Origin of the sequence: Pelomonas dachongensis, from assembly GCF_043555865.1 — a bacterium.
Classification (GTDB): Bacteria; Pseudomonadota; Gammaproteobacteria; order Burkholderiales; family Burkholderiaceae_C; genus Pelomonas; species Pelomonas dachongensis.
Genome location: NZ_JBIGHY010000001.1, coordinates 442,110 through 464,215, shown reverse-complemented (window position 1 = coordinate 464,215; position 22,106 = coordinate 442,110). Strand labels below are relative to the sequence as shown.

Here is a 22,106-nt window from a genome sequence, read left to right as displayed (position 1 = left end):
GAGTGGGGTGCCTGAGTGACGGGCCGGATGGTAGGTCGACTGTCCGCCATCAATTTGGAATGGTGTCCGCGATCAGCGTGGAACGGCCCTGCAGGTCAGGCCTGGGGCGAGCCCCGGCGCAGCGATTCACCCTTGAGCGCAATCGTGTGTGAGCCGTACATCAGCCGATCCATGATGGCGTCGGCGATGGTGGGCGCACCCAGCCATTGATGCCAGGCGCTGCTGGGCATCTGGCTCGTGATGAGCGTGCTGCGGCTGCCCACCCGGTCGTCCAGCAGCTCGAGCAGATGCTGGCGTTCCTGCCCGGTGATGGGAGCAATCGCCAGATCGTCCAGGACGAGGAGGTCAAGTCGGGCCAATGCGGCAAGGCGACGACCGAAGCTGCCATCGCCGTGCGCCACCTGCAACTCCTGCAGCAGCCGGGTCGAGCGGGTGTAGAGCACGGTCAAGCCCTGGCGTGCGGCCTGCTGGGCCGTCCCCACTGGGCTTGAGATTTTTCCCCTGCGTATCTCCCGTTCCGGATTTCTTGATCCGGTTTTGATTCTTGCGACGGTTTAGCTGGCCTCCCTTTTTTTCGCACGTGCTAAATCAACGGCTTACGGCGGAATCCGGCGATTTCCGGACTTGATCCGGTTTTAACCAGATGGTTAAAAGTGGCCGGCCGCAGCCGGCAGGGCGAGAACGCTGCACTGAAGATCGCTCGACCGTCGCGCTACGGCCACGGCGAACGGGGCAAGAACCGCTGTCGTGCGCCAGAAAAGACAGCTTCCCCCACCGGCAGCCTGGACATGGCGCCGGCAGAACACAAAAGGTCTCCTCGACCGGCCCCGGAGCCAATACGTGTGTCCATAGGGGGCGCACGGCAACTGCGATGGTTGGGATCCGCCCCCCGTCTTTCCCGGCCGCCAGGCAACTGCCACGAACTCCTGAAGTCGAAACTCCAAGGCCGTCTGTCTGTCGTCGAGAGCAGGTTCGACGGCTTACAGGCGCCGCGTGAGCGTCCGGTCCGGCGTTGACGCGAATTCAAGATCCGGTTTGCCGACCGATCTGGGGCGACATGGGAATAGAAAAATCCATAAAATCCCCGAAGAATGGGAATTTCTCCATCCTTTCTATTCCGCGGACTGCTGCCGGAGGTGCCGCGAGGTTCGCCCATGTTGACCACCTGGCTGCAGGCGCGTGGCTTGACCGCCAAGCAGGTATCAAGGCTTGCGCAGGATGGCTGGCTTGAGCGCCTCGGACATGGTGTCTACATCCTCCCGGGGGACCAGTTGGGCCGCGATGCCAGCTTGGCCCGATTGGCGGAGTTGATACCGGGCCTGCATGTGGGTGGGAAGACTGCGCTTGCCTGGCGAGGTGTGCGGCACAACCTCGCCGTCAGAGATCGACTGAACCTCTGGGGTGACAAGTCGGCATCGCTGCCGACCTGGTTCACAGCGGTATTCCCGGCGGACTATCAGGCGACCCATCTCTTCGATCCAGGACTGCGGGCAGATGTTGGCTTGGCCCCATTGCCAGGGGGGCGGTCTGACGTGCTCGTCTCCACCCCGGAACGAGCGCTGCTCGAACTGCTGAGTGACGTGGGCAAGGGCCAGGAACTTGAGGAGGCTCGCCATCTGATCGAGAGCGCACGATCGCTGCGCCAGCCCGTGCTGGAAGAACTTCTTGCCCATCTCAAGCGGATCAAGGTCGCAAGGCTGGCTCACGCGCTGGCTGAGGAGCTGGGACTGTCCTGGGCTGGCCTCGCGCGCAAACACAGTGAGCGCCTTGGTGGCGGCAGTCGTTGGGTGTCCACCACCAAGTCCGGCGAGCGGCTCAACCTGAAGCGGCCGACATGAATGACTCCTAACTTTGAGCCGCTTTGGCGGTTGAAGGCCAGGGAGGAGGGGCGGCTAACGCATTGGAAGCGGACTTCCAAGTGAACTTGGCGCACGAATATTCACGCCATCGTGCGCCACTCATATTTCAGTCCCGTGCTTTCCAGTAGTCGCTGCTAGCTGGGGACACATGAGCCAAGCAAATGCATCGCCCACGACTGGAGGCGAGTCGTCGCCAGCGACAACGCAGCCTTGATCTGCCATCCACCCCAGTCGCGCAAGGGAGTTGGCGATCAAGCTGCCACTGTTGCCGGTCGCTGCGGTTTCCAGGAGTCCTTGCTGCGCGTCTCTGATGCCCGATGCAATTTCAGTGAGCAGCTCGCGAAGGATCTCCAGGCGTTGCGCCTTGCTGCGAATGTCTTTGGGCATGGTCCACCTTTCTGCGCCGCCATCGCGTGTCCACAGGTACCGGGACACAAATTCACGGCCAAATAATGTTATCTGAAGACACGTGTCTTTTGTTAACTTTTTTCAGACAGTGGCGAGGATGCGCCGCAGCACTAACCCGGTTCTTTTGAAAGCGCTTGGCGCAGCTTTAAAGGAGCGCCGGAACGAGCTCGGGCTGACTCAAGAGGATGTCGCCGGAGCTGCCGGGATTGACCGCCCTTACGTTACTTTGATTGAGTCTGCACGCAAGCAGCCAACGATCAGTGTCCTTTGGCGCTTGGCCGTAGCGCTTGACCTTACGCCGTCAGAGTTCGCAGGGCGCATTGAGCGTTTCCACCAGAACTTCAGCTCATTGCAGTAAACGCTTCATCTGGCTAGCCAGGCACCACGTAAACAGGCAGCTCACCGTCGACTTCCAGCCGGCCCTTGAGACTGATCAACGCCGCGCCATCGGCAGAAGCTCCAGCGCAGGCCACGACGGAGACTTCTCGCCTGCATTGTTGAGACCGCCTGCTTGCGTGAAGGAATAAGTGTTTGCGGACAGCGACTAAGACGGCAATTTCTGCTTTGCCGCCTCCCAGAGCAATTTTTCGGCGCGCCTATCCCGCTTTGCGCTTGCGTCTAGCAAGCGAGGATAGCGGCGGTCCCCCGCATCGTCGTTGCGCCCACGCCGCGTGCCTCGACGCTAAACGGATCTGCCGCAAAACGATCAAGATCGTCCGCCCATGTCCGCATCATGGTCCGTCTCACCGTTAGCACCTGAGCAGGTTTTCACCAGATCAAACGCGACTCGCGCACCACGGCCAGCAGGTCGTCCAGAGACAGCCGCAGCCGCCGGCGTGTGCACAGGTAGGTAGTGCTCACGCGAACGCTGCGGTGTCTTCAGCTCAAACTTGCTCGAGTTCTTGGTTCCAAACGCCCTCGTCGGCCACGGATTTGCCCGCACCCGTCGCGCCCAGCATCTGCCTTGCAGCGGGAGCTGTCGACAGTGCGCCGATCTTGGACGAGGTGGATCGAGTGAATCGCGACGCAGTACGCAGCGCGCAATTACTGGGTTGTCCACGACGTTGATCAATGTCCGGCGAGGCATGAAACCGCGGTCTTAGTGGCGGGTGCTGCGCGTCAGGCGCGGCCAGAACAACCCCAGGTGGTCGTGAATCATCTGGCTTGCTGCTTCGGCGGTGGTGGCGCCAGTCCGAGCACGAGGTGCTCCGCTAGACCCCCTTCACGGCACAAGGGTCGTCGAGGCGGGCCTAGCTGCCGCTCCGAGTCGGTCATTCCTGCCTACGGGCCGGGTGAGCCCGTGAAAGCGCTCGCCGGGATGGCGTCGGATGCCGCCTGCAGCTGGGCAGTTCTTGAAATCGGTTGGGGCCGACTTTGCATGCCCTGCCAATATCCGCGCAGGCCCCCCGAAAGAGAAAAGGCCATGCACGTCAAAGACTTGCATGACCTGCATCTGGTGCGCCCGGTTGGGATCGAACCAACAACCCCTGCCTTCGGAGGGCAGGGTACTGGGGAGAACTGAGCTTTTCTGATTTGCCATTTCTCCTATGAAAAGGTCCCTAGACGTCCCAGGAAATCCATAGACGTTTGGCCCACTTTTGGCCCACTTTGGCCCACAATGGAATCTCCTCGAACGTGGAGGAAGACATGGGTGCAAAGATCGACACGGTGGATTCGCGGACAAGGGCCAAGCCCCGGTCGGAGCCCTACTGGGTGAAGTTGGCCGGCGGCTGCATGCTCGGCTACCGCAAATTGACGGCGGCATCCATCGGGTCCTGGTACGCGAGGTACAGGGACCCGGAAAATGGTCATCGGTCCAAGACCAGCTTGGGCGACTTTTCGAAGTTGCCACCGGCCCAGCGCTACGACGCCGCGAAGAAGGAGGCGGAGCAATGGTTCACGCACCTGGGGCGGGGCGGTGCGGTCGTGTCCGCGACGGTTCGGATTGCGTGCGAGAACTACGTCAAGCACGTGCGGACGACCAAGGGAGATGACACCGCGGACGATCTGCAAGCGCGGTTCGCTCGATGGGTCGATGACACGCCCATCGGCCGCGTCGCGATTGCCAAACTCACCAGGCGCCAGGTCGATGCCTGGCGGGCCGGTCTGGCGGCGACGCCGGTCGTGATCGATCCGCACGCCAAGAGCCCTCGGACTCGCCTGCGAGCCGCGTCATCGGTCAACCGTGACTGTGCGGCGCTTCGTGCGGCGCTCAACTACGCGCACGATGTGGGTGACGTGACGACGGACATGGCTTGGCGCGTTGCGCTGCGCCCGACGAAGGGAGCCGACGGCCGTCGGACCGTGTACCTCGATCGCGAGCAACGGCGAAAGCTAGTCAGCTGCGTCGATGCGGATTTCGTCGAGTTCGTCAAAGGCATGACCCATCTGCCATTGCGGCCTGGTGCACTTGCTGCGCTGACGGTTGGGCAGTTCGACAAGAGGCACGGTGTCTTGAGCATCGGCAAGGACAAGGCCGGGCAAGATCGTCGTATCAAGCTCCCCAAGTTCACCTCGGGCATCCTCGCGAAGCTGACGACCGACAAGCTGCCGGCTGCACCACTCTTTGCGCAGGGCAGCGGCAAGCCCTGGAACAAGGACGCCTGGAAGAAGCCGATGAAGGCAGCGGCTGTTGCTGCGGGTCTACCACCGGGGACCGTCCTCTACACCTTGCGGCATTCAACGATCACCGATCTGGTCATCGATGGACTCGACCTGCTAACCGTTGCCCTGCTGAGTGGGACGAGCGTCGAGATGATCGAGAAGCACTATGGGCATCTCCGAGAGGACCATGCGGCGGAGGCGCTTGCCAAGCTCGTTCTTTAGGCTGCGCGAGCATCACCCGCCCAGAATCCGCGCGAAGCGCCTGCAGCCGCTTCACGTGTTGGGCGTTTGCTGACTCCTGCTCGCCAAGTCGATGTCGCGGATCAGATCGCGAGCGTCCGACACCCGCGCACTTGCCGCGCGTAGAAACTCCCCGGCAATGTCAGCCGCGTAGAGCTGATGCTGAGACGCCTGCATCTCCAGCCCGAGAAGATCGACGATGGCTCCAGCGCGCACCAAATCTTGTGAGGCCTCGTCCAACAACACCCAAGCGTCGTGTGGATGGGCAGCCGCGACCTCGTGATCGCCCTCATCGGCCAAGCCAGAGGTTGGGGCGGGCGCGTCGGGTCGCGACGTAGAAAAAATGTCTGCCATGTCTTGCTCCTGCGGGCCGATGAGGTCCGTCGGCATACGCACCCACCGCATCGGCGGCAGGATGAGGGAACGCCGGGCTTCACAAGTCGATCGTAGCGACTTTTGTATTTATTTAAATGTTGTTTTAAAAATATCATCGACCGACGCTACCGGCATGGCAGTTAGCAAAAAGGTAGTTCGGCGAGGCCGACCATCAGGCTCGCAGTCGACCGATCCAAAAGTCGCCGCGGCTCTTGGGAAGGCCATCGCGTCGCTGAGGGTCGCCGCCGGGATGTCGCAGGAGGCGCTGGCCCTGGCGGCCAACGTCGGACGCTCCAACATTTCGATGATTGAGACCGGCCGGACGACCCCTAATTTCGTCGGAGTCGTCAGGATTGCCGCCGCCTTGAGCTGCAGCTTGTCGGAACTGATGCAAGAGTTCGAACAGCATTACGCCGAAGGCTGAGAGCCACAGTGGACCGCATCGCAGTCGAGCAGAGGTCATGAGCACCGGCGGTTGACGGGATGTGCGAACGGCTCGGAAGTCAGCTTGGCAGCGGTTGTCGTCATCGGCGATCTGCCGCCGAGTTCACGCTCTCTGGCATGAAGCAGACGCCGGCGCACCTGGCCGGCTGACGGGTTCAACGACGGATGTTGAGGGTGCTGCGGTCGTCCAGCCTGGCTATCCGCGGCTGTCGTCGTCGAACGTCTGTTGCCTGAAGCGTTGGAATGGCGCTACCGACCCAATGCCGCCGATGGCAGTTTTCTTGGCGAGTGACAGGTCTACCGCGGAACCTGACCTTCGCTCGCGCTGCTGAGCTTTTGAGTGACAACGACAGTGGGCGTTCGCAGGTAGCCTTTCGGACGGCGTTCAGGTGCGCTGCAGCAGCGCTCAGCGCGGCATCAAATGCACCATCACAGCCCGCTTCGACAATGGCTTGCCAACGAAGGCGGCGTGATGCCCCCTCGGTCTGCGCTCATCGCTTTCTCAACTCTGCAAGGTACGTCCGAAGCAACGCGACGCGCTTGGGCCGGAAACTGGCGCCGGTGCTTTCGACTGCGGTGATCCTTTCCGCGCGAAAGATGCGGAACCCCTCGCGCAGGCAACACCAGGCCAGTACCACGAGCATGTGGTCGAAGTAGACGATCGCCAGCGGCCAGATGGTCCGCTCGGTAGCTTCGCCAGCCTTGTCGGTGTAGCTGATCGCCAGTGCTTCCTCGCGCCAGCACCCTTCTCGGATGAGCCCCATGTCGGGTAAAGCCGCATACCGATCCTCGAAGCGATGAACCTGCGAAACGGCGTGAAGCAGTTGCTGCTGCCTTGCAGACGGCAAGGTCGCTGCGACTTTGCCGAGCACCGCTGCGGCGGCCTCGGCCAGTGCGGGATCGCCCATCTGGCGCACCTCTGCCAGGCCCAGCACCAGCGCCTCGATTTCGATCCGGCTGAACGCCTGCGGCCGGAGCCTGCCGTCCTCGATGAGGCAGTAGCCGAAGCCACGCTCCCCACCGATCTCCGCCCCGGCTTCGCGCAAGCTTTCCACGTCGCGGTAGATCGACCGTACCGACACCCCTGTCTCCTGCGCCAGGCGCTCGGCAGTCACTGGCGCAGGCAGCGTTCGAAGGGCTTGAAGCAGTCGGAAGAGGCGATCGGACCGGGCCATCGGGCAACTGACGGAAATTGACAGTATGGCTGGCTAGATTAGCACCAGCTGCTGAGCGAAGACCACCGCGATGGGCGCTGTGGAGAACGAAAGCAGTCCAACCCGTTTCAAGGAGTTCCCATGTCCGTCACTGCCGTTACCCACATCAACCTGCGCGGCACCGCACGCCAGGCGCTTGCCTTCTACCAGTCCGTATTCGGCGGCCAGATCGCCATCGTCACGTACACGGACGCCGGCAACGTCCAGGACCCGTCCGATGCCGATCACGTCATGTGGGGGCAGGTCGATGCGCCCAACGGCTTTCGTGTCATGGCGTACGACGTGCCAGCAGCCACGCCTTGGGCACCCGGCGAGAACGCCTATTTCGTTTCTGTGCGGGGCGATGCAGCCGAAGAGGTCGCGTTGCTGTGGAAGAAGCTGGCCGACGGCGCGACCATCCTGAGCCCGCTGGAGAAGGCGCTGTGGAGCCCGCTGTACGGCATGCTGAAGGACCGCTTCGGCGTGATCTGGGTCTTGGACGTTGCAGTTGCGTACGACGCGGGCTGAGCGGTCGTGGCGGCGCTGATGAAAAGTCCGCCGATCTTGCTTTGTTTCGACAACGCGCCAGCGTTCAGGCAGTGGCTGCAATCGAACGCTGCTCATTGTTCCGAACTGCTGATGCACTTTCGCAAGGTGGGCGTGGGCCGGCCGTGCATGACGTACTCCGAGTCGGTGGACGAGGCACTGTGCTTTGGTTGGATCGACGGCGTGCGCAAGCGCGTCGACGAGCACACCTACTCGATTCGATTCACGCCTCGGCGGGCATCTTCGAACTGGAGCGCCGTCAACATCGCGAAAGTTCATCAGCTGCACGCTGCCGGCCGATTGACACACGCAGGAGAGAAGGCGTTTGCGCTGCGAACGTCGGCGCGATCAGCCATCTATGCCCACGAACAGCCGTCGCCGGCTGATCTGTCGCGCGGCGAGCTTGAAACCCTCAAGCGCAATTGGGGGGCCTGGCAGTTCTTCGAGGCCACACCCGCCTGGCTACAGGAAGCTCGTTCTGCATTGGGTCACCAGTGCCAAGAAGGACGAAACGAGAGCATCCAGGTTTGCCAGACTGGTACTTGCTTGCACGGACGGCGTGCGTCTTCGATGAGAGGAGCGCGTGCTACTTCCAGACTGGGCGATGCCGACAGTGCCATCTCGGCGTGTCGGTCGTCGTTCAACAGCGCTGAGTGCACACGGTTTGACAAGGCCGCACCCAGGATGACGCCGTCGTCCACCGTGTCGACGCCGAACCCGTTCCAGTAATGATCATGGCCAACAAGCCGTGAGCGACTGCGTTGGAGAACGACAGCGGTCGAACGGCCACAGGCCATGGCGGCTGTACCTTGAAACCAGTCATCGGCGCCGTGATTTGCCGATCGCCCGCATGACTGGACCTGGCCGTGAATGTCTGTTCGCCTGGCCCTTCCACAGCAGGGGATCAACATGGCTGTGCGCCCTTGGCGGTTTCATCGTCAATATTGATGACCGCTATCCAGACTGATGCGCTGGGTCTCCACCCGGCCAGGAGCGGTCGGTCGCGAGTGTCAGCATTCGGGACAGCTACGCCACAATGGCTGCAAGCCAAGCACAGCACCATCATGAGCCTTGCCGTCCTCGAAACCTTGCTGCGGACCAGTGACGATTACGAAGGCGGCCAACCATCAGAAAAGCTGATTGACGCCGCCAGGTCTTGGCTCAATGCAGCTCAGACTGAGGCTGTGCTTGTGCCGGACACCGCCAATGCGCTCCAGCATCTTTCGCCAGTCGGTGCAAGTTTCGTGGCTACTTTGCTGGGCAACGTTGCGGAGGTGCATCGAGGCGCTGAACGCAGTTTCGATCAGCTATGGGCGCTGTTTTTTGCTTGGTGTAGCGAATGCAATGCATCGGAACCTGTGGATGAATCCCGACGGCCGATGTTGGTAGAGGCTTTGACGGGCGTCGGGCCGGCATTGGTTTCGCATCTGGCTCAATTGCCTGATCGCCGTAGCGCCTTGCGTGCAGACTCGACAGTCATGGGGTTGCTTGGTGACCTTGCTGACGAGATCGCAGGGGTTTGTTGGGTGTTTCAAGCACTGCGAATGAGCAGCGGGTCGCTAGTCGCTCTGCACCCCACGAGCGCTAACGGCTGGCGCCTCCGCTACGAAAACGTGGCGGACTGCTTTCACCTCTTTACTCTGCTGCAATGCGCGTTGGGTGATCGTGTTCCTGGTGGACGCAACCCCAACGCGGCTTTGACCGCTGCAGCGACCGGCCTTGGCCCTGCCGAAGGGCTGCACGATCAGTCTTGGTGGCACTACGGCCACGCGTTTGGCGCTACACCCGAGCTGGGAACGTCGATTTGGGGTGAGGCGCTCGCTGCAGAAATCCCGAGCGCGCGCGGCGAGCAAGTGATATTGCTGTGGCCCCCTATCCTTCACGGCCGAAGTTGGGATGCCGGTTTTTTCACGCCGCACCTCCAACAAATGCCATCGCAAGTAGTGCTCGAAGGACAGCTGCCGCCTGAGCAGTGCAAGGAATGGATGGAGCATTTGGGGCTTCATGCATCAGCGGCGGCTGCGAAGACGCAGCAAGTGCACCAGCTCATGCCGAATGGGCACCGAGTGGTCGAGCGGCCCTGGTGGAAGTTCTGGTCGTGAAAGCGCCTATTGGGGGGACTGACGGGTATTGCGCAGGCGTCAGCCCAATGGCGTGGGGCGTCTGCAATGGCTACTCGACGAGCGGGTTGACGTTGAGTGTCTGCTTGCCGGCGATCTAGCCAGCGAAGTGACCGGCAGCTTGGGGTCGACTTCACCCAGTCGACCAGCGAAGTACCTGTCGCTCAAGATCGGATCGAAGGCGCGAACAGTTGAATGTCCGGTCTCATGTGTGCAGCGGCCATACGCGGCGCCGCCCGTTGAATGGCCGGTGCTGATGGAAGCGGCCTCTCAGGCCGTTTGCCGCGAATGACTCAGTTCAGCCTGAAGCTGCCGTCCATCCTCAATGCAGTTGATACGGATGGTGACCTGGATCGAGCGCCCTGGGACATCTCGGCGCTTCCTAGGACGTTCCGAGCCAGCAGGAGACAGAAGCAGCGCAGCGATGTGATCTATATCGCCGCGATGCATGCCGAGGCACCATGTTGTGCATGCGCCGGACGTGCAACGCTTCCTTGGCAGGGCAGCTCGATTTGCTCGATGTCGCCATGCCGTCGCAGGCTTTAGATGTCGTTGCCCACACTGACGAGCGAGAAGGACGAACTGCAGCGCGAGACCGCGTGTCCATCGATCTACGAGGCCTGGGGCCGCAGCTACGCACGCTGGCGGCCAAGCAGGGCACAACCACGGCGACGCTGACCCGAAAGGCTCTTCGCCTGATGTTTGAAGGCCGGCGCGACTTGGGTGTGCCCAGCGACGTCGCGCGCACGGCCACCGGTACAGGCGCTTGCGTCAAGGTCACCTTGAGACTGTCTGCCGCCCATGCCGCTTCACTGGCGGTGGGCGCGCGAGCGGCCGACATGGCTCAGGGCGCCTACGTGTCCGCGCTGATGGACGGCATTGCGCCCGCTCCGTTGCCCGCCGATCACGCGAGGGCGGTGGAGGCACTGGTGGCATCGACAAATCAACTTGCAGCGACGTCCGCGGACCTCAACGCGTTCATGCGCTTGTTGGGCCGTGTCCCCGCCGGCCAGCTCGAACCGTATCGCGCTGGCGTGGGTTCGCTGGCGAAGGTCGTTCGAGAGCATCTTGCAGCTGCAGCCAGGTTGATCGCCGAACTCAAGGCGTCGCGAAGAGGGCGGCGATGACGACCGGCAGCAGCATCGATGGGGTGCTCGTGCAGTGGGGCGAGCGCCTGTTCTATCCGGGCAACCGTATGGTCAAAACGCAGCCAACCCCACGGCTCGGCGTCCTGAATCGCCGCAAGGCTGGCGTGATCCGGCAGCGCATCGAGGCCGTGGTGCGACGCGCACCTCAGGTGATGGTCAAGGTCACCGGTGGCGGTCGAGGCATGGCGGCCATCGCGGCCCACTTCCGCTACATCAGCAAGAACGGCCGCATCCCGATCGAGGACGACCGCGGTGTGACGCGAGACGGCAAGGACGCACTGCGCGATCTCGTGGACCAGTGGCGCTACGGCGGCTCGCTCATCGAGGACGTCAGCTACCGCCGCGAAGCGTTCAACATCATGCTGTCCATGCTGTCAGCGATCGGCATAAACCGGCCACCCGAGGATCGGCATATACCGGCCAGGTAAGTCGGTAGACAACGGTGAGCAGGATCGGCATATACCGGCCAGTGCAGGATCGGCATATACCGGCCACTGCGTGATCGGCGTTTACCGGCCAGTTGCCAGTCTTGAAGGGCGTCTCGAGTCTTCAATCACCCCACCGCTACCGTCCCAGCTTTCATTGCTTGGAGGGCTGGCAGGTGGGTCGCAGAAGGATCGAGATGTTCCAGTACCGACAAGTGCTCGTGCGGCTGCGCGCGGGCGACACGGCGCGCGAGATCGCGCGCAGCGGCCTGCTGGGCCGCGACAAGATCACCGCGCTGGTGAAGGTGGCTCAAGCCCGCGCCTGGCTCGATGCTGCCGCTGAGTTGCCTGACGACGCGACCATCGTCACGGCACTGACTCCGCCCAAGCGCGCCGCCTCCACCGTCTCCAGCCTGGAGCCGCTGCGCGAGGTCGTGCAGCGCTGGTTCGACGCCGGCGTGCAGGGCAGCGCGATCCACGCCGCGCTCAAGCGCGAGCACGGCTTCACCGGCAGCTACTCGGCGGTGCGGCGGATGCTGCAAGGCATGCAGGCCGCGCGGCCGCCCGAGGCGACCGTGCGGCTGTCGTTCGCCCCGGGCGAGGCCGCGCAGGTCGACTTCGGCGCCGGCCCGGTTCTGACCCGCCCGGATGGCAAGCCCCGGCGCACCTGGGCCTTCGTGATGACGCTGGCCCACAGCCGTCATCAGTACGTCGAGTTCGTCTGGGACCAGACGGTGGCGACCTGGCTGGGCTGTCACCGCCGCGCCTTCGAATGGTTCGACGGCGTGCCCGGGCGCGTCATCGTCGACAACGCCAAGTGCGCCATCGTCAAGGCCTGCCGGCACGACCCGCTCGTGCAGCGCGCCTATGCCGAGTGCGCCGAGGGGTATGGCTTCCGGATCGAGGCCTGTCCGCCTCACGACCCGCAGAAGAAGGGCATCGTCGAGTCCGGCGTGAAGTACGTCAAAGGCAACTTCCTGCCCACGCGGCGGTTCCGAGATCTGGCCGACCTCAACGCGCAGGTCCGCACCTGGGTCCTGGAGGAAGCGGGGCAGCGCCGGCACGGGACGACGTTGCAGCAGCCGCTGGTGCTGTTCGCGCTGGAGCGCCCGCTCATGCGCCGACTGCCCGCCATTGCGCCCGACCTGGGCACCTGGCAGCGCGTGAGCGTGCACCGCGACTGCCATGTGCAGTTCGATCGCTGCTTCTACTCCGCGCCGTTCACCCACGTGGGCCAGGAGCTGTGGCTGCGCGCCACCGACAACGTGGTGGTGCTCTACGAGGACTACCGGCATCTGGCGTCGCACCTGCGCGCCCGTCGCCCGGGTCAGCGCATGACCCAGCGCGACCACCTGCCACCGCAGGCACGCGCCTTCTTCGCCCGCGACAAGGCCTGGTGCCTCGCCCGCGCCGCCGACGTCGGGCCGCGCTGCACGGAGCTCATCGAGCGCCTGCTGGCCGATCGCGTCAGCGAACGCCTGCGAGCGGCCCAGGGCGTGCTGGCGCTGGGGTCCCGCTACGGAGTCCAGCGGCTGGAGGTGGCCTGCGAGCGGGCGCTGGCGCATGACAGCGCGCACTACCGCACCGTCAAGACCATCCTGGCTACAGATGCCGACCTGCAACCCACTGCTGCGCCCGACACGCCGGCGGCCTATGGCTATGCCCGCTTCACGCGCGCCGCCGCCGAGCTCTTCGACGGCGAAGGCGCGCTGCACTGAACCTCGCCTCGCACGACGCGGCCGGCGGGGCCGTGGACGCGCGCGCGAGGCCAGTTCGATGCCACGGCCCTACCAAGGACTCCTCATGAACCAAAACCCCATCCCCGAACTCACCCCGCAGCTGAAGATGCTGCGCCTGTCGGGCATCCTCGACTCTCTGGAAGCCCGAAACCGCCAGGCCATCGAGGGCAAGCTCGCCTACACCGAGTTCCTCGCCATGCTCATCGGCGACGAGGTCGCGCGGCGCGAGAACAAGAAGCTCTCGATGCGGCTGCGCCGGGCGCAGTTCCGCACGAGCAAGACGCTGGAGCAGTTCGACTTCGAGCGTCTGCCGCGACTGAACCGCGCGCTCGTGGCGGACTTGGCCGCCGGGCGTTACCTCAGCGAGAAGTCGCCCGTCCTCATCGTCGGTCCTTCGGGCATCGGCAAGTCGCATCTGGCACAGGCGCTCGGGCACTGCGCGGTGCGCCAGGGCGTGGACGTGGTCTTCACCACCTGCACGGCGCTCACGCAGAGCCTGAACGCGGCGCGGGCCACCGGTGCCTACGAACGTCGGCTCGCCACGCTGGCACGGGTGCCGCTGCTCATCATTGACGACTTCGGGCTCAAACCGCTTCGGGCGCCAGCCGACGAAGACCTGCACGACCTCATCGCCGAGCGCTACGAGCAGGCCGCCACCATCGTGACGAGCAACCTGGACTTCACCGAGTGGGACCAGGCCTTCGCCACGAACCGGCTGCTCGCCTCGGCCACGCTCGACCGACTACGCCACAACGCCTATTGCCTGGAGCTGGACGGGCGCAGCTACCGTGATCCGAAGGTGCCGCCGGCGTCGAAAAAGGCAGGCCCGAAGAGCGCCTAAAACGCAGCAGAATGAAGGCCCCAACGGGGTCGTTCGAGACGCCCCTCGGCACAGGCCCAAGTGGCCGGTAAATGCCGATCGCAAGTGGCCGGATTACGCCGATCAATGACACATGCCGGCCGGCACGGACGCCAACCTCCTGCAGAATGCCGTCCGCGAGTTCGCACAGGTCGAGCTGGCCGGGCATCGCTACGTGATGGTCCTGCACGATCACCAGGCCAACCCGCACGTGCATCTGAGCGTGCGAGCCGAGTCCGACTCTGGCACACGCTTGAACCCTCGCAAGACCGATCTGCACCGTTGGCGCGAGACGTTCGCCGAGAAGCTGAGGGGCTGGGACATCGAAGCAGAAGCCAGTCGTCAGCCGTCGCGCGGTGTGAGTCGCAACTATGAACCGCTGTGGCGCTTGAAGGCCAGACAGGAGGGGCGCTTGCAGGTCGCCAGGGCCCCAACCAAGATCGGGGGACCCGCTGTGAGAACGCGCGCCGAGGCCATGGCCAACTGGGCGCACATCATGAAAGCGCTGGGACGCTCTGAACTGGCCAGCGACCGAGCGCTCGCTGAACGGGTCGCCGATTTCGTGCGTGGAACGCCTTTCGTCCGTGAGCTCGCGGGGCGTGTCAGAACGAATGCCGAGCCTGGCCGGCAGCAGTCGCTGCCGGGGCTTGAACGCTCGTCAGGCCCTGATCGAACGCGATAGAGGCTTCTCACAGTCCGCGGCCCTTCCCCTGCCTGGGACCGCTGGCTTCCTCCTTCACGCTGCGCATGAAAGAGCCTGCTTGGCGAACAAGCCGGTCCTGATCGACCGCGCTGCGCGCTGACCCGGCCAGATCGCCACCCAGTCACCCGCCACGCCCGATGCCGGGCCGCGTCTGAGTTGCGTGCCTGTCAGCTCGACCGTCTTGCCAGCGAACTTTTGTTCTGGTGCTGATGCTGCGCCAGCGTCGGCGCTGAGGCACTCTCATCCCACTTCCCCCAAAGGGCATTTCGTGTTTGGGCGATTTTCTCGAAACCTTCTCGGAAAATTCTCGCGTTCTTCTCACATTCTTCCCGCGAATTTCTCGCGAATTTCTCAGTCGGGGAGGCTTTGGGAGAGACGGCTTGATAGCGCGTCAGGGCAACGGCTTTGCGACGACTTTGCGGCGGATTTCGCGCGCCTCCAGGCGGCTAAGCGTCGCTTCTCGAGCGGAACTCGTTCGGCTTTGATCCGGTCCGGTACGGGTTCGACCCGGTCTTGACCCGGTTAGGACCCACTTTCGATTCGCTTTTGACCCGCTTGCGACCCACTCCTGTTCCACTGATGACTAACTGAGCGTTTAGGCGGGTCTCAGTGGGACGTCTTCAGCGGAAGAATCTGCCCTAGTGCAGGATAGGCTGGGCGCCAGCATTTGGAGGGCGGCATACAAAGGGTGAACCGTGCTCGCGAGCGTTAGCGCCGTCGGCCAGCGAACCCGGGCGTGCCCAGCCCGAGCGCCCGGAAGCCTTCAGAGAGATGTGCCCGGTTGTGATTCGACGCGAATGACGGATGAGCCATCGGAAGGTAGTCACGCTCAAAGAGTTTCAAAGGTCTACCCATGCTCGCCGCCATCTGCGCCTTCAGATTTTTCATGCTGCCGAGGTCTGCAACATATGGCGCGAACTCATTCCACACGTAAGCACCCCACGACACAATCTGCACGCGTTTGTACTGCTTGTTTAAGCTTCTTAGGAGCTCTTGGAACCCCGCGACGCACTGGGCGTAAGTGAGGCCGCCTCCCTTAGGAATTTTTCCGGTCTTGGCGGCCAAGGGGCCGCGGTAGTCAGGATAGAGATTCAGGAACAGCGTGACGGACGGGTGTTTTGGGTCGAAGAAGCCGGCGGGGCACCAGTGCTGGTACTTGGGCGTGTAGTGCAGCCCTTGCACGTGCAGACCCGACTCGGCCAGCACGCCAGCGCCGACGGGATACCAGTCATGTCCAACCACTATCGTCAACTCATCTTTCTTTGAGTCAAACGTTTCGAGCAGGAGGCTGTCTGTCCAAGGACAGATGCCGACGCTAAAACCGGTCTCGAGCTCACGTGATGCATTCGACAAGGCGGAAGCTTTCGCTTCAGCGCTGTCGCGTGAGGAATGGATGGCCTCAGATCGTTTGTGGAGCTCCAAGCTGCGCGCGTAACTCACGCGGCGAAAGTCCGTGGTCAGAAAGGACCAAGGACGGCTGCGTCCGAAGTCCAGATAACCTTCGAAGCCTGGCGTGAGGTTGGAGAAGATATGGCTATAGGCGCAAGTGATTTTTTGGAACTGGGACTCAAGGTAGAGATTCGACATTCGCTTCGTTGGTCGGGTAACAGTGGTCGCCAAGAACAGGCTAGGGTTAGGCCGCGAGAGCGTCGCAGTTCGTGGTCGCCGGCGAAGCCGCCGCGGCGGCCACGATGGCTTTGCACTCATTCAACAGCTTGGCGTTGTCTTTCTTGACCCAGGCCAATGTGCCGCCTTCTCCCTTGCCCTGTTCAAGAGTTGCCATCGTTGCATGGCACACCAGCGGGCCTACCGAAATCCCAACCTCTCGAGCGATGGCAGACTGAAGCCTTGCTAGGCCAAGAAGATTGCCGAGAGCCTTCTGTACGAAGAACTGGTAGCGGTACATCGCCGTCAGGTACAGCTCCCGGTTCGGGCCGAGCTTGATGCTGATGTGGCTCAAGCATTGACCGCCACGCGGAATCTTGTGGTCCCGTTCGGGGTCGTAGAGGCTGAGCTCCATCGGCTCCAGCGAGAGGTCAAGCTCATAGACGGCGCGTTTGGGAGCAGGGTTCGACAACTCACGCTTGAGCTTTTTCACCAGCAGCTCCAGCGGGTTGAGCGGTGGGCCCTCCACGGCGAGGCGGCGCGTCATGCGCAGGGCATACGTTCCCCAGTTGTTCGCCCGCAAAGGTTGGATGTGCGGGTAGATGGAGTCCGGATACTTGAGGACACCGTCGAAGCCGTGGGTCTTGTACTCTGCTGCGGGGAAGATGGTTTCCGCTACTGTAATGACGGGCTGAGCTTGGTGCGCTCGCAGGAACTGGTCGACCGACTTCTCGATGGCTTTGTCGTGCGTTGCTTCCCTGCACGGGTCTTTCACCTCGAGGATTAGGTTGTATGCCTTTTCATCGGGCTCGCCCTGCAGCAAGGCGGCTGCCTCAAGCCAAGCTTCAGCGCGCGATTGCCTCGAAATAGGATGCATGCTCGTCCCCCCTCCTTACGGGCACGGTTTCACCGTCCGGAATTCCATCAACTTGGTCTTCATGTATGAGTAAGGGAGCCATGCGTGGCCCTTGTCTCCCCAGCGTGCTCCCCAGCTGTTCCGAATGAGCACTAAGTCGTACGAAGCTGAGGCCGAAGACCTTCCCAGCCCGACTGCGACGACCGCATGGCCGGAGTGGTTGGATGGACCGTCCGCAACTAGGTGCGGAGGCGCCTGTACTCGGTAGAAGCCGGCGCAGAGCATCAAACCCAAGACGACCGGCACACCGCTGACCAACTCGGATTCGACTGACATCGGATCGAGGCAGCTTCCGCACCAGATTTGACCGATGGGGCTACACAGTGCAGCGGCCGGAACTCCATACGGCCAGTGAGATTCGTGCGGCTGTCCATGCAGTTGCAAAGCCTTGTCCACCGCGTCGAAAGATAGGCCTCCGTTGCTGGAACTCATCAGCTGCACAGCGTGTGCAAACAGGTACTCCGCCGACAGCGCGTGCGAGAGGCCATGAGCATGTGCGTGCGCGTCCGACGTAGTACAGGCGAGGCATGTCGGGCGAGGGCCTTGGTCCCTAATACCTTCCCACGCCCCACGGAGGTCGTGCTCGACCATGATGCCGCCTACCTCGCTCATGCAGAGATAAATCTTTCCGGACGCACCATGCCGACCGGCTCTTTGCCGAGGAGCGCTAGCCTGAGCTCAAGAGACTTTAAGGCGTTCTCGTCCGCTTCCCACGGACGCCTCTCGTCGAGGCGCACAACGGTCTGCGAGATAGCGTTGCCCTGGAGCACTACGCGTCGGGTGACGGGAGCGCCGTAGACCAGTGGGACATCATGTTTGCGCTGGTCGTGACGGACTTCAAGAGGCGCTTCATTAAGCGCGTCAAACCCCCACTCATACCCTCCGGCGGCATGCTCTTCCAGGTTGAAAACGAGGTAGTCATCGGGGCTACCAACGATTTGAACCCCAGCATCGCGCTCAGACATGAGCCAGACATCCCCGTACCAGTTGTCTGGCTGGAAGTCGGGCATAGCCCTCTGCTTCGAGAGCCTTGGAGGTAACTTGGCCAATTGCTGAGCCACCTTCAGCGGCACGTAGTCAGCTGCCAGGAGTGCCCAGCATGTCGCCGAATAGCTCGCAGCAAGTCGCAACGACAGCTGGTAAACCACATCCGGCCGAGACAGGTCAGGAAGACTCCAATGCTGGCGTCTAGCATGTGCTGTGATGAGCCACTTGGGCAGTAGGAACTCTGCGGCGAACGCATCAGCCTCGACTTCCTGGGCGTCATAGCCATCCTTCTCGCCGCGGGCGACGAAGCCGACACTGACATCAAGGCTGGGAGCTGAGTGGCCGCAGACGTGGTGGCCGAGCTCATGTGCTGCAGTGAATCGCTGCACGTGGTGGTCTCGCTGGGTCGTCACCAGCATCCCTGCTGCGGACGGAGTTGGGACGTAGGCGCCAAGTAGCCCCTCGAGCGGCCGGAAGAGCACCATGATCCCGACGTCCCGAATGGTCGAGAGCACATCGATGGGGCCACTTCCGTCCCGAAGCCTGGCTTTCAAGTCGAACTGCTTGTGCAGCTCGGCCGCTTTGGCCATTCCGGAAAGGATGGCGTTGCGCTTACTTGTCGCCATCGCCTTGCTGAGACCGTTGGATGAGGAACTCGGTAAAGCGCATCAACTCGGAACGGTCCTTCTCAGAAAGCGTTGAGGCTTGGCGCGCCAGCATGTTCACGTCTTCCGGGAAATCCTGAACCTGCTCGCCGGTGAAGTGGCCCACAGGACGGGAGTACAGTTTTGCCAGCGCTGCCAGCTCTTGCGAGGCCACTCGGCGCTTGCCGCTCTCGATGAGCGAGACAGCGGAGCGAGGGATTCCTGTCTGGTCTGAAACATCTTGCTGAGACAGTCCCAGGTACTCGCGAGCTTCTTTCAGCCGCGCAGCGATTGCGTCTTGTTCGTTCATGTTGGGCGCTCCTAATCAGTGGGCCGCGACCTCCTCATTTACTTCGCTTGGCGAAGAGGCTGGGGCATCCGCGATGCCAACCCGATGCTGGTGAATCTTGGCAATGATGTCGGTCACCGCTTCGAAAATGCTGGCGTAGCCGCCCTTCTGAATCCACTCAGGACGCAGCGAGCTTCCCGTGATTTCCTTGACGAGCGGAGAGAGCTTTGCGACCGACTTCGAGTCCACCTCTGGGGTCTCCCACATGGGATTGTCTTTGAGGTCGGGAACGGCCAAGTCATCCGACTGCTCCTCCTCAAGCGCCTGGCTCAAGCGAGCCCGAAGCGTCGGGCGCAGTTGTTCGAACTCCTGGGGGTTCATCTTCTTGGACAAGATATTCTCCTGTTCGGATTTCCAACGAAATTTAGCATCTTTTGTTGGAAAATCAAACATCATTGGTTTGCCGTTGCAATGACCACCCGATGCCCCTGGCAGCTCAACGTGACGACCGAAATCCGTCGGAGAACCTCTGCTGTCGCTTTAGCGGTGCTGTGAGGACGAACTTGCAAGCCTTCGCCGGACTTCAGCGGCCAGAGGCTGACTTGCTTGAAGCCAAGGCGTCGGTTCTGGGTCAGCGGGAACTGGCACTTGAAAACGGCTTCCTTGGCTGAGAAGGCAAATCGTTCAGCCGCGTGCAGGTCCGAGAGGCTCAGGAAGGTCTGCAGCCGTGAGACTTCGCTTTTCCAGCTGATGTCGGCCATCGCAATGGCTGGGAGGTTTCGCTCGTCATCGACATCCACGCCCACAGCTTGCGTAGCCGTCGCTTGGGCAACCGCCGCCACGGCAACCGTGCGGGAGTGGCTGATGCTGCCGCGCAGCGCAGCGGGAAAGAGGGGTTCACCATGGCGGCCGCGGCCGATGAGCTCGCAGGCAATGCCTAGACGTAGGCATGCTAGGTGTGCTGCATGGCGTCCTGCCAAGAAGCCGTCGCGCTGGCGCTCGGTGGATTTGCCCAGGAGTTGGTTTTCAGCAGCCGACGCGACCCGGACGCCTTGGCCACGCCGGACTAGTGCAACAGCAAGGAAGCCCGGGGCCAAGTCAAGGATGACGCTGCCGTCCGAGTCGGTGTGTTCGAGGATGGGCTTTTGACTGACCTGGAGGTTCAACATGGCACAAACACGGAGGCTTCAGTGTTGCGACGCTAGCAGTTGATTCCGAGGTGGGGCCATCAGCTATGAAGTGGAGGTCGTCAGTGCTTCGCCACGGTAAGCCTGCACCAGTCCAACGAAGCTGTGTTGGAGAGTGTTTCCGCCAGTTCCTGCGCGCGCTCAGGCCATGGTCGAGGAGTGTGCGTTGGGCGGCGGTGCCAGCGTTCGAGTCCAATGTCGGCAGCACGGTCGACGTGGAGCCGGACTCCCCCGCGGGATTGCTCAGATCCATCGTGGACACAAAGTTCGATGGAGCCGGATTCCTTCCAGCGTTGAACCGTTGCCCAGACGTCTGGTGCTGTCAGATCCAGGTAGACGACTAGCGTCTTGCTCGAGCTGCTGAGCAGCAGCGCGAAGTCGCCCAGTTGGGGGCTTGGCACTAGAACCAGCGCTGCATTGAGCTCGTCGACGCTACCGAGGCGCCCCCAGGCCACTGAGACGTGAAGTGTCGGAGGGACGGCCGGCGCAGTCAGTGATGCTTTCGACGCCGAAGGCGGCTGACGTTCAAGGACTGCTGCGGTCTCCAAGGCTCTATACCTCTTAGGAACGTTGATGGAGCAGGGGTTGCTGGGATGCTTTAGGCAGTGGAACATCCCTGGCGTCGCGTGAAGCTGCGCTGTGTCAACAGCTGGTCATGATGGCAGGACGGTAGCTGTCACTGGATCGATTAACCAGAGCGGGATTGCGGGGGCGTCCCACCTCGGCCCGCGTGCGAAAATTCGACTGGACCGTTGTGCTGCGGAGACCATTTTTGGCCGTTCTGTCTGAGTCGCTTTCGCCCCTCTCTGAGACGCCGTCGACCGGTAGGTTGACGGTGTTTGTGAGGCGCACGCCGCCTACGCCTTCAAAGGCTTACGCTACCTACTGGAAGTTTGCTGCAGCCCGCCAGGCGCTCTATCTCAAGCGGTTTAGCGGGGGACTGGGGCCTTGGACCGAGGACCCTATCCTTCGTGTCTACAAGTTCACGAATGCCTATCGGGCAGCTGATAGGGTGAGTCAGTACCTCATCTCCCAGATCATCTACAACGGAGCTTGGTCTCCGAAGGATGTCTTGTTCCGAACAATCCTGTTTAAGCTCTTCAACAAGATTGAGACGTGGGAGCTTCTGTCATCTCAATTTGGTGAACTCAAGCTTGCCAGTTTCGATGTTCCTAAGTTTGATGCCGTCCTCTCTCGAGCAATCTCTAGCGGCGCGCGCATTTATTCTGCTGCGTACATAATGCCAAATGCTCCGCGTCTGCTGGAAGGAAGTTATAAGCATCGCACCCATCTCGATTTGCTGAAGTGGATTTTTTTGAGTGGGATCGGGGATAAAATTTTGGACTCAAAATCCATGCGGGAGTGTTATGAATTACTCCTTGGCATCCCGAGTGTTGGCCCGTTTTTGGCCTATCAGTATGCGATAGACTTGAATTATTCTACGAATTTCTGTTTTAGCGAGGATGATTTTGTTCAGCCTGGTCCGGGAGCGCTCAATGGAATTAAGAAGTGCTTCTCCGATTTGGGCGAATATTCCCCGGCGGATGCCATCCGATGGGTAGCTGACCGGCAGGCCGCGGAGTTCGCTGAGCGTGGGCTCAGTTTCAACGGCCTGTGGGGGCGAAAGCTGCACCTCATCGACTGTCAAAACCTCTTTTGCGAGGTGGACAAGTACGCGCGTGTTGCACACCCAGAGCTTAGCGAGCTCACGGGAAGAGCACGAATCAAGCAGAAGTACTCTCCGACGGGAGAGATGCCGAGGCCCATGTTCCCACCAAAGTGGAAACTTGAAGTGTCACTTGCGATATGAATGTC

23 protein-coding genes and 1 pseudogene are annotated in these 22,106 nt (G+C 62.0%); 13 read left to right on the top strand and 11 right to left on the bottom strand.

What is annotated here, in order from left to right; all coding sequences use genetic code 11:
* Nucleotides 1-95: 95 nt before the first annotated feature.
* Nucleotides 96-476, bottom strand: a pseudogene (locus ACG02S_RS02270) (ATP-binding protein); the annotation flags it as partial.
* Nucleotides 477-1,091: 615 nt separating this feature from the next.
* Here ACG02S_RS02270 and ACG02S_RS02265 point away from each other — a divergent pair.
* The gene (locus tag ACG02S_RS02265) at nt 1,092-1,838 is read left to right on the top strand and encodes a type IV toxin-antitoxin system AbiEi family antitoxin domain-containing protein (protein WP_394468812.1); all 747 of its coding nucleotides are present in this window, start codon (nt 1,092-1,094) and stop codon (nt 1,836-1,838) included.
* Nucleotides 1,839-1,958: 120 nt separating this feature from the next.
* Here the strand turns inward: ACG02S_RS02265 and ACG02S_RS02260 are convergent, their stop codons facing one another.
* Nucleotides 1,959-2,246: a hypothetical protein gene (locus tag ACG02S_RS02260; RefSeq protein ID WP_394468811.1), complete on the bottom strand. Its 288-nt coding sequence runs from the start codon at nt 2,244-2,246 to the stop codon at nt 1,959-1,961.
* 118 nt (nt 2,247-2,364) lie between these two features.
* Here ACG02S_RS02260 and ACG02S_RS02255 point away from each other — a divergent pair, with 118 nt between their 5' ends.
* Both ACG02S_RS02255 and ACG02S_RS02250 read left to right on the top strand, forming a co-directional pair.
* Nucleotides 2,365-2,625: a helix-turn-helix domain-containing protein gene (locus ACG02S_RS02255; RefSeq protein ID WP_394469298.1), complete on the top strand. Its 261-nt coding sequence runs from the start codon at nt 2,365-2,367 to the stop codon at nt 2,623-2,625.
* Nucleotides 2,626-3,914: 1,289 nt separating this feature from the next.
* A complete protein-coding gene (locus ACG02S_RS02250) occupies nt 3,915-5,093 on the top strand; it encodes a tyrosine-type recombinase/integrase (protein WP_394468810.1) in 1,179 nt (392 codons plus the stop codon).
* Between the two features lie 51 nt (nt 5,094-5,144).
* On the opposite strand, the gene ACG02S_RS02245 is transcribed toward ACG02S_RS02250, so the two are convergent.
* On the bottom strand, nt 5,145-5,465 hold the full coding sequence (locus tag ACG02S_RS02245) for a hypothetical protein (RefSeq protein WP_394468809.1): 321 nt from the start codon (nt 5,463-5,465) through the stop codon (nt 5,145-5,147).
* A 61-nt stretch (nt 5,466-5,526) separates the two neighbouring features.
* Here ACG02S_RS02245 and ACG02S_RS02240 point away from each other — a divergent pair, with 61 nt between their 5' ends.
* Entirely contained in the window at nt 5,527-5,910 is a 384-nt protein-coding gene (locus tag ACG02S_RS02240; protein ID WP_394468808.1) for a helix-turn-helix domain-containing protein, read from the top strand.
* 511 nt (nt 5,911-6,421) lie between these two features.
* On the opposite strand, the gene ACG02S_RS02235 is transcribed toward ACG02S_RS02240, so the two are convergent.
* Nucleotides 6,422-7,105: a helix-turn-helix transcriptional regulator gene (locus ACG02S_RS02235; RefSeq protein WP_394468807.1), complete on the bottom strand. Its 684-nt coding sequence runs from the start codon at nt 7,103-7,105 to the stop codon at nt 6,422-6,424.
* A gap of 120 nt (nt 7,106-7,225) precedes the next feature.
* Between ACG02S_RS02235 and ACG02S_RS02230 the strand changes: the two genes are divergently transcribed.
* From ACG02S_RS02230 to ACG02S_RS02195, 8 genes are all read left to right on the top strand, one after another.
* Nucleotides 7,226-7,651 carry a VOC family protein gene (locus ACG02S_RS02230; protein ID WP_394468806.1) on the top strand — a complete coding sequence of 142 codons (426 nt, stop codon included), beginning with the start codon at nt 7,226-7,228 and terminating at the stop codon, nt 7,649-7,651.
* Between the two features lie 6 nt (nt 7,652-7,657).
* On the top strand, nt 7,658-8,398 hold the full coding sequence (locus tag ACG02S_RS26445) for a YdeI/OmpD-associated family protein (RefSeq protein ID WP_474103945.1): 741 nt from the start codon (nt 7,658-7,660) through the stop codon (nt 8,396-8,398).
* 335 nt (nt 8,399-8,733) lie between these two features.
* Entirely contained in the window at nt 8,734-9,771 is a 1,038-nt protein-coding gene (locus tag ACG02S_RS02220; RefSeq protein WP_394468804.1) for a hypothetical protein, read from the top strand.
* A gap of 617 nt (nt 9,772-10,388) precedes the next feature.
* Nucleotides 10,389-10,916: a hypothetical protein gene (locus tag ACG02S_RS02215; protein ID WP_394468803.1), complete on the top strand. Its 528-nt coding sequence runs from the start codon at nt 10,389-10,391 to the stop codon at nt 10,914-10,916.
* Nucleotides 10,913-11,365: a hypothetical protein gene (locus ACG02S_RS02210; protein ID WP_394468802.1), complete on the top strand. Its 453-nt coding sequence runs from the start codon at nt 10,913-10,915 to the stop codon at nt 11,363-11,365. Before ACG02S_RS02215 ends, ACG02S_RS02210 begins: the two co-directional genes overlap by 4 nt.
* A gap of 194 nt (nt 11,366-11,559) precedes the next feature.
* Nucleotides 11,560-13,080, top strand: a complete 1,521-nt coding sequence (gene istA / locus ACG02S_RS02205; protein WP_394468801.1) for an IS21 family transposase — start codon at nt 11,560-11,562, stop codon at nt 13,078-13,080.
* Nucleotides 13,081-13,165: 85 nt separating this feature from the next.
* Nucleotides 13,166-13,942, top strand: coding sequence for an IS21-like element helper ATPase IstB (gene istB, locus ACG02S_RS02200; protein WP_394468800.1), 777 nt, complete (start codon nt 13,166-13,168; stop codon nt 13,940-13,942).
* A gap of 112 nt (nt 13,943-14,054) precedes the next feature.
* Complete coding sequence (locus tag ACG02S_RS02195; RefSeq protein WP_394468799.1) at nt 14,055-14,642, top strand: relaxase/mobilization nuclease domain-containing protein; 588 nt, start codon at nt 14,055-14,057, stop codon at nt 14,640-14,642.
* Between the two features lie 729 nt (nt 14,643-15,371).
* Here ACG02S_RS02195 and ACG02S_RS02190 read toward each other — a convergent pair.
* Genes ACG02S_RS02190 through ACG02S_RS02160 form a run of 7 tightly spaced genes read right to left on the bottom strand, consistent with a single transcriptional unit; the run spans nt 15,372 to nt 20,273 of the window.
* Nucleotides 15,372-16,250 (bottom strand): hypothetical protein, encoded by an 879-nt coding sequence (locus tag ACG02S_RS02190; protein WP_394468798.1) that lies wholly within the window; start codon nt 16,248-16,250, stop codon nt 15,372-15,374.
* A gap of 46 nt (nt 16,251-16,296) precedes the next feature.
* Entirely contained in the window at nt 16,297-17,145 is an 849-nt protein-coding gene (locus tag ACG02S_RS02185) for a hypothetical protein (RefSeq protein WP_394468797.1), read from the bottom strand.
* Between the two features lie 15 nt (nt 17,146-17,160).
* Nucleotides 17,161-17,775, bottom strand: a complete 615-nt coding sequence (locus tag ACG02S_RS02180) for a C1 family peptidase (RefSeq protein WP_394469297.1) — start codon at nt 17,773-17,775, stop codon at nt 17,161-17,163.
* A 17-nt stretch (nt 17,776-17,792) separates the two neighbouring features.
* Complete coding sequence (locus tag ACG02S_RS02175; protein ID WP_394468796.1) at nt 17,793-18,761, bottom strand: ImmA/IrrE family metallo-endopeptidase; 969 nt, start codon at nt 18,759-18,761, stop codon at nt 17,793-17,795.
* A 22-nt stretch (nt 18,762-18,783) separates the two neighbouring features.
* Nucleotides 18,784-19,125, bottom strand: a complete 342-nt coding sequence (locus ACG02S_RS02170; protein ID WP_394468795.1) for a helix-turn-helix domain-containing protein — start codon at nt 19,123-19,125, stop codon at nt 18,784-18,786.
* Between the two features lie 15 nt (nt 19,126-19,140).
* On the bottom strand, nt 19,141-19,497 hold the full coding sequence (locus ACG02S_RS02165) for a hypothetical protein (protein ID WP_394468794.1): 357 nt from the start codon (nt 19,495-19,497) through the stop codon (nt 19,141-19,143).
* A 59-nt stretch (nt 19,498-19,556) separates the two neighbouring features.
* Nucleotides 19,557-20,273, bottom strand: a complete 717-nt coding sequence (locus ACG02S_RS02160; protein ID WP_394468793.1) for a hypothetical protein — start codon at nt 20,271-20,273, stop codon at nt 19,557-19,559.
* Between the two features lie 748 nt (nt 20,274-21,021).
* Here ACG02S_RS02160 and ACG02S_RS02155 point away from each other — a divergent pair.
* Nucleotides 21,022-22,101 carry a nucleotide kinase domain-containing protein gene (locus tag ACG02S_RS02155; RefSeq protein ID WP_394468792.1) on the top strand — a complete coding sequence of 360 codons (1,080 nt, stop codon included), beginning with the start codon at nt 21,022-21,024 and terminating at the stop codon, nt 22,099-22,101.
* The last annotated feature ends 5 nt before the right edge of the window (nt 22,102-22,106 follow it).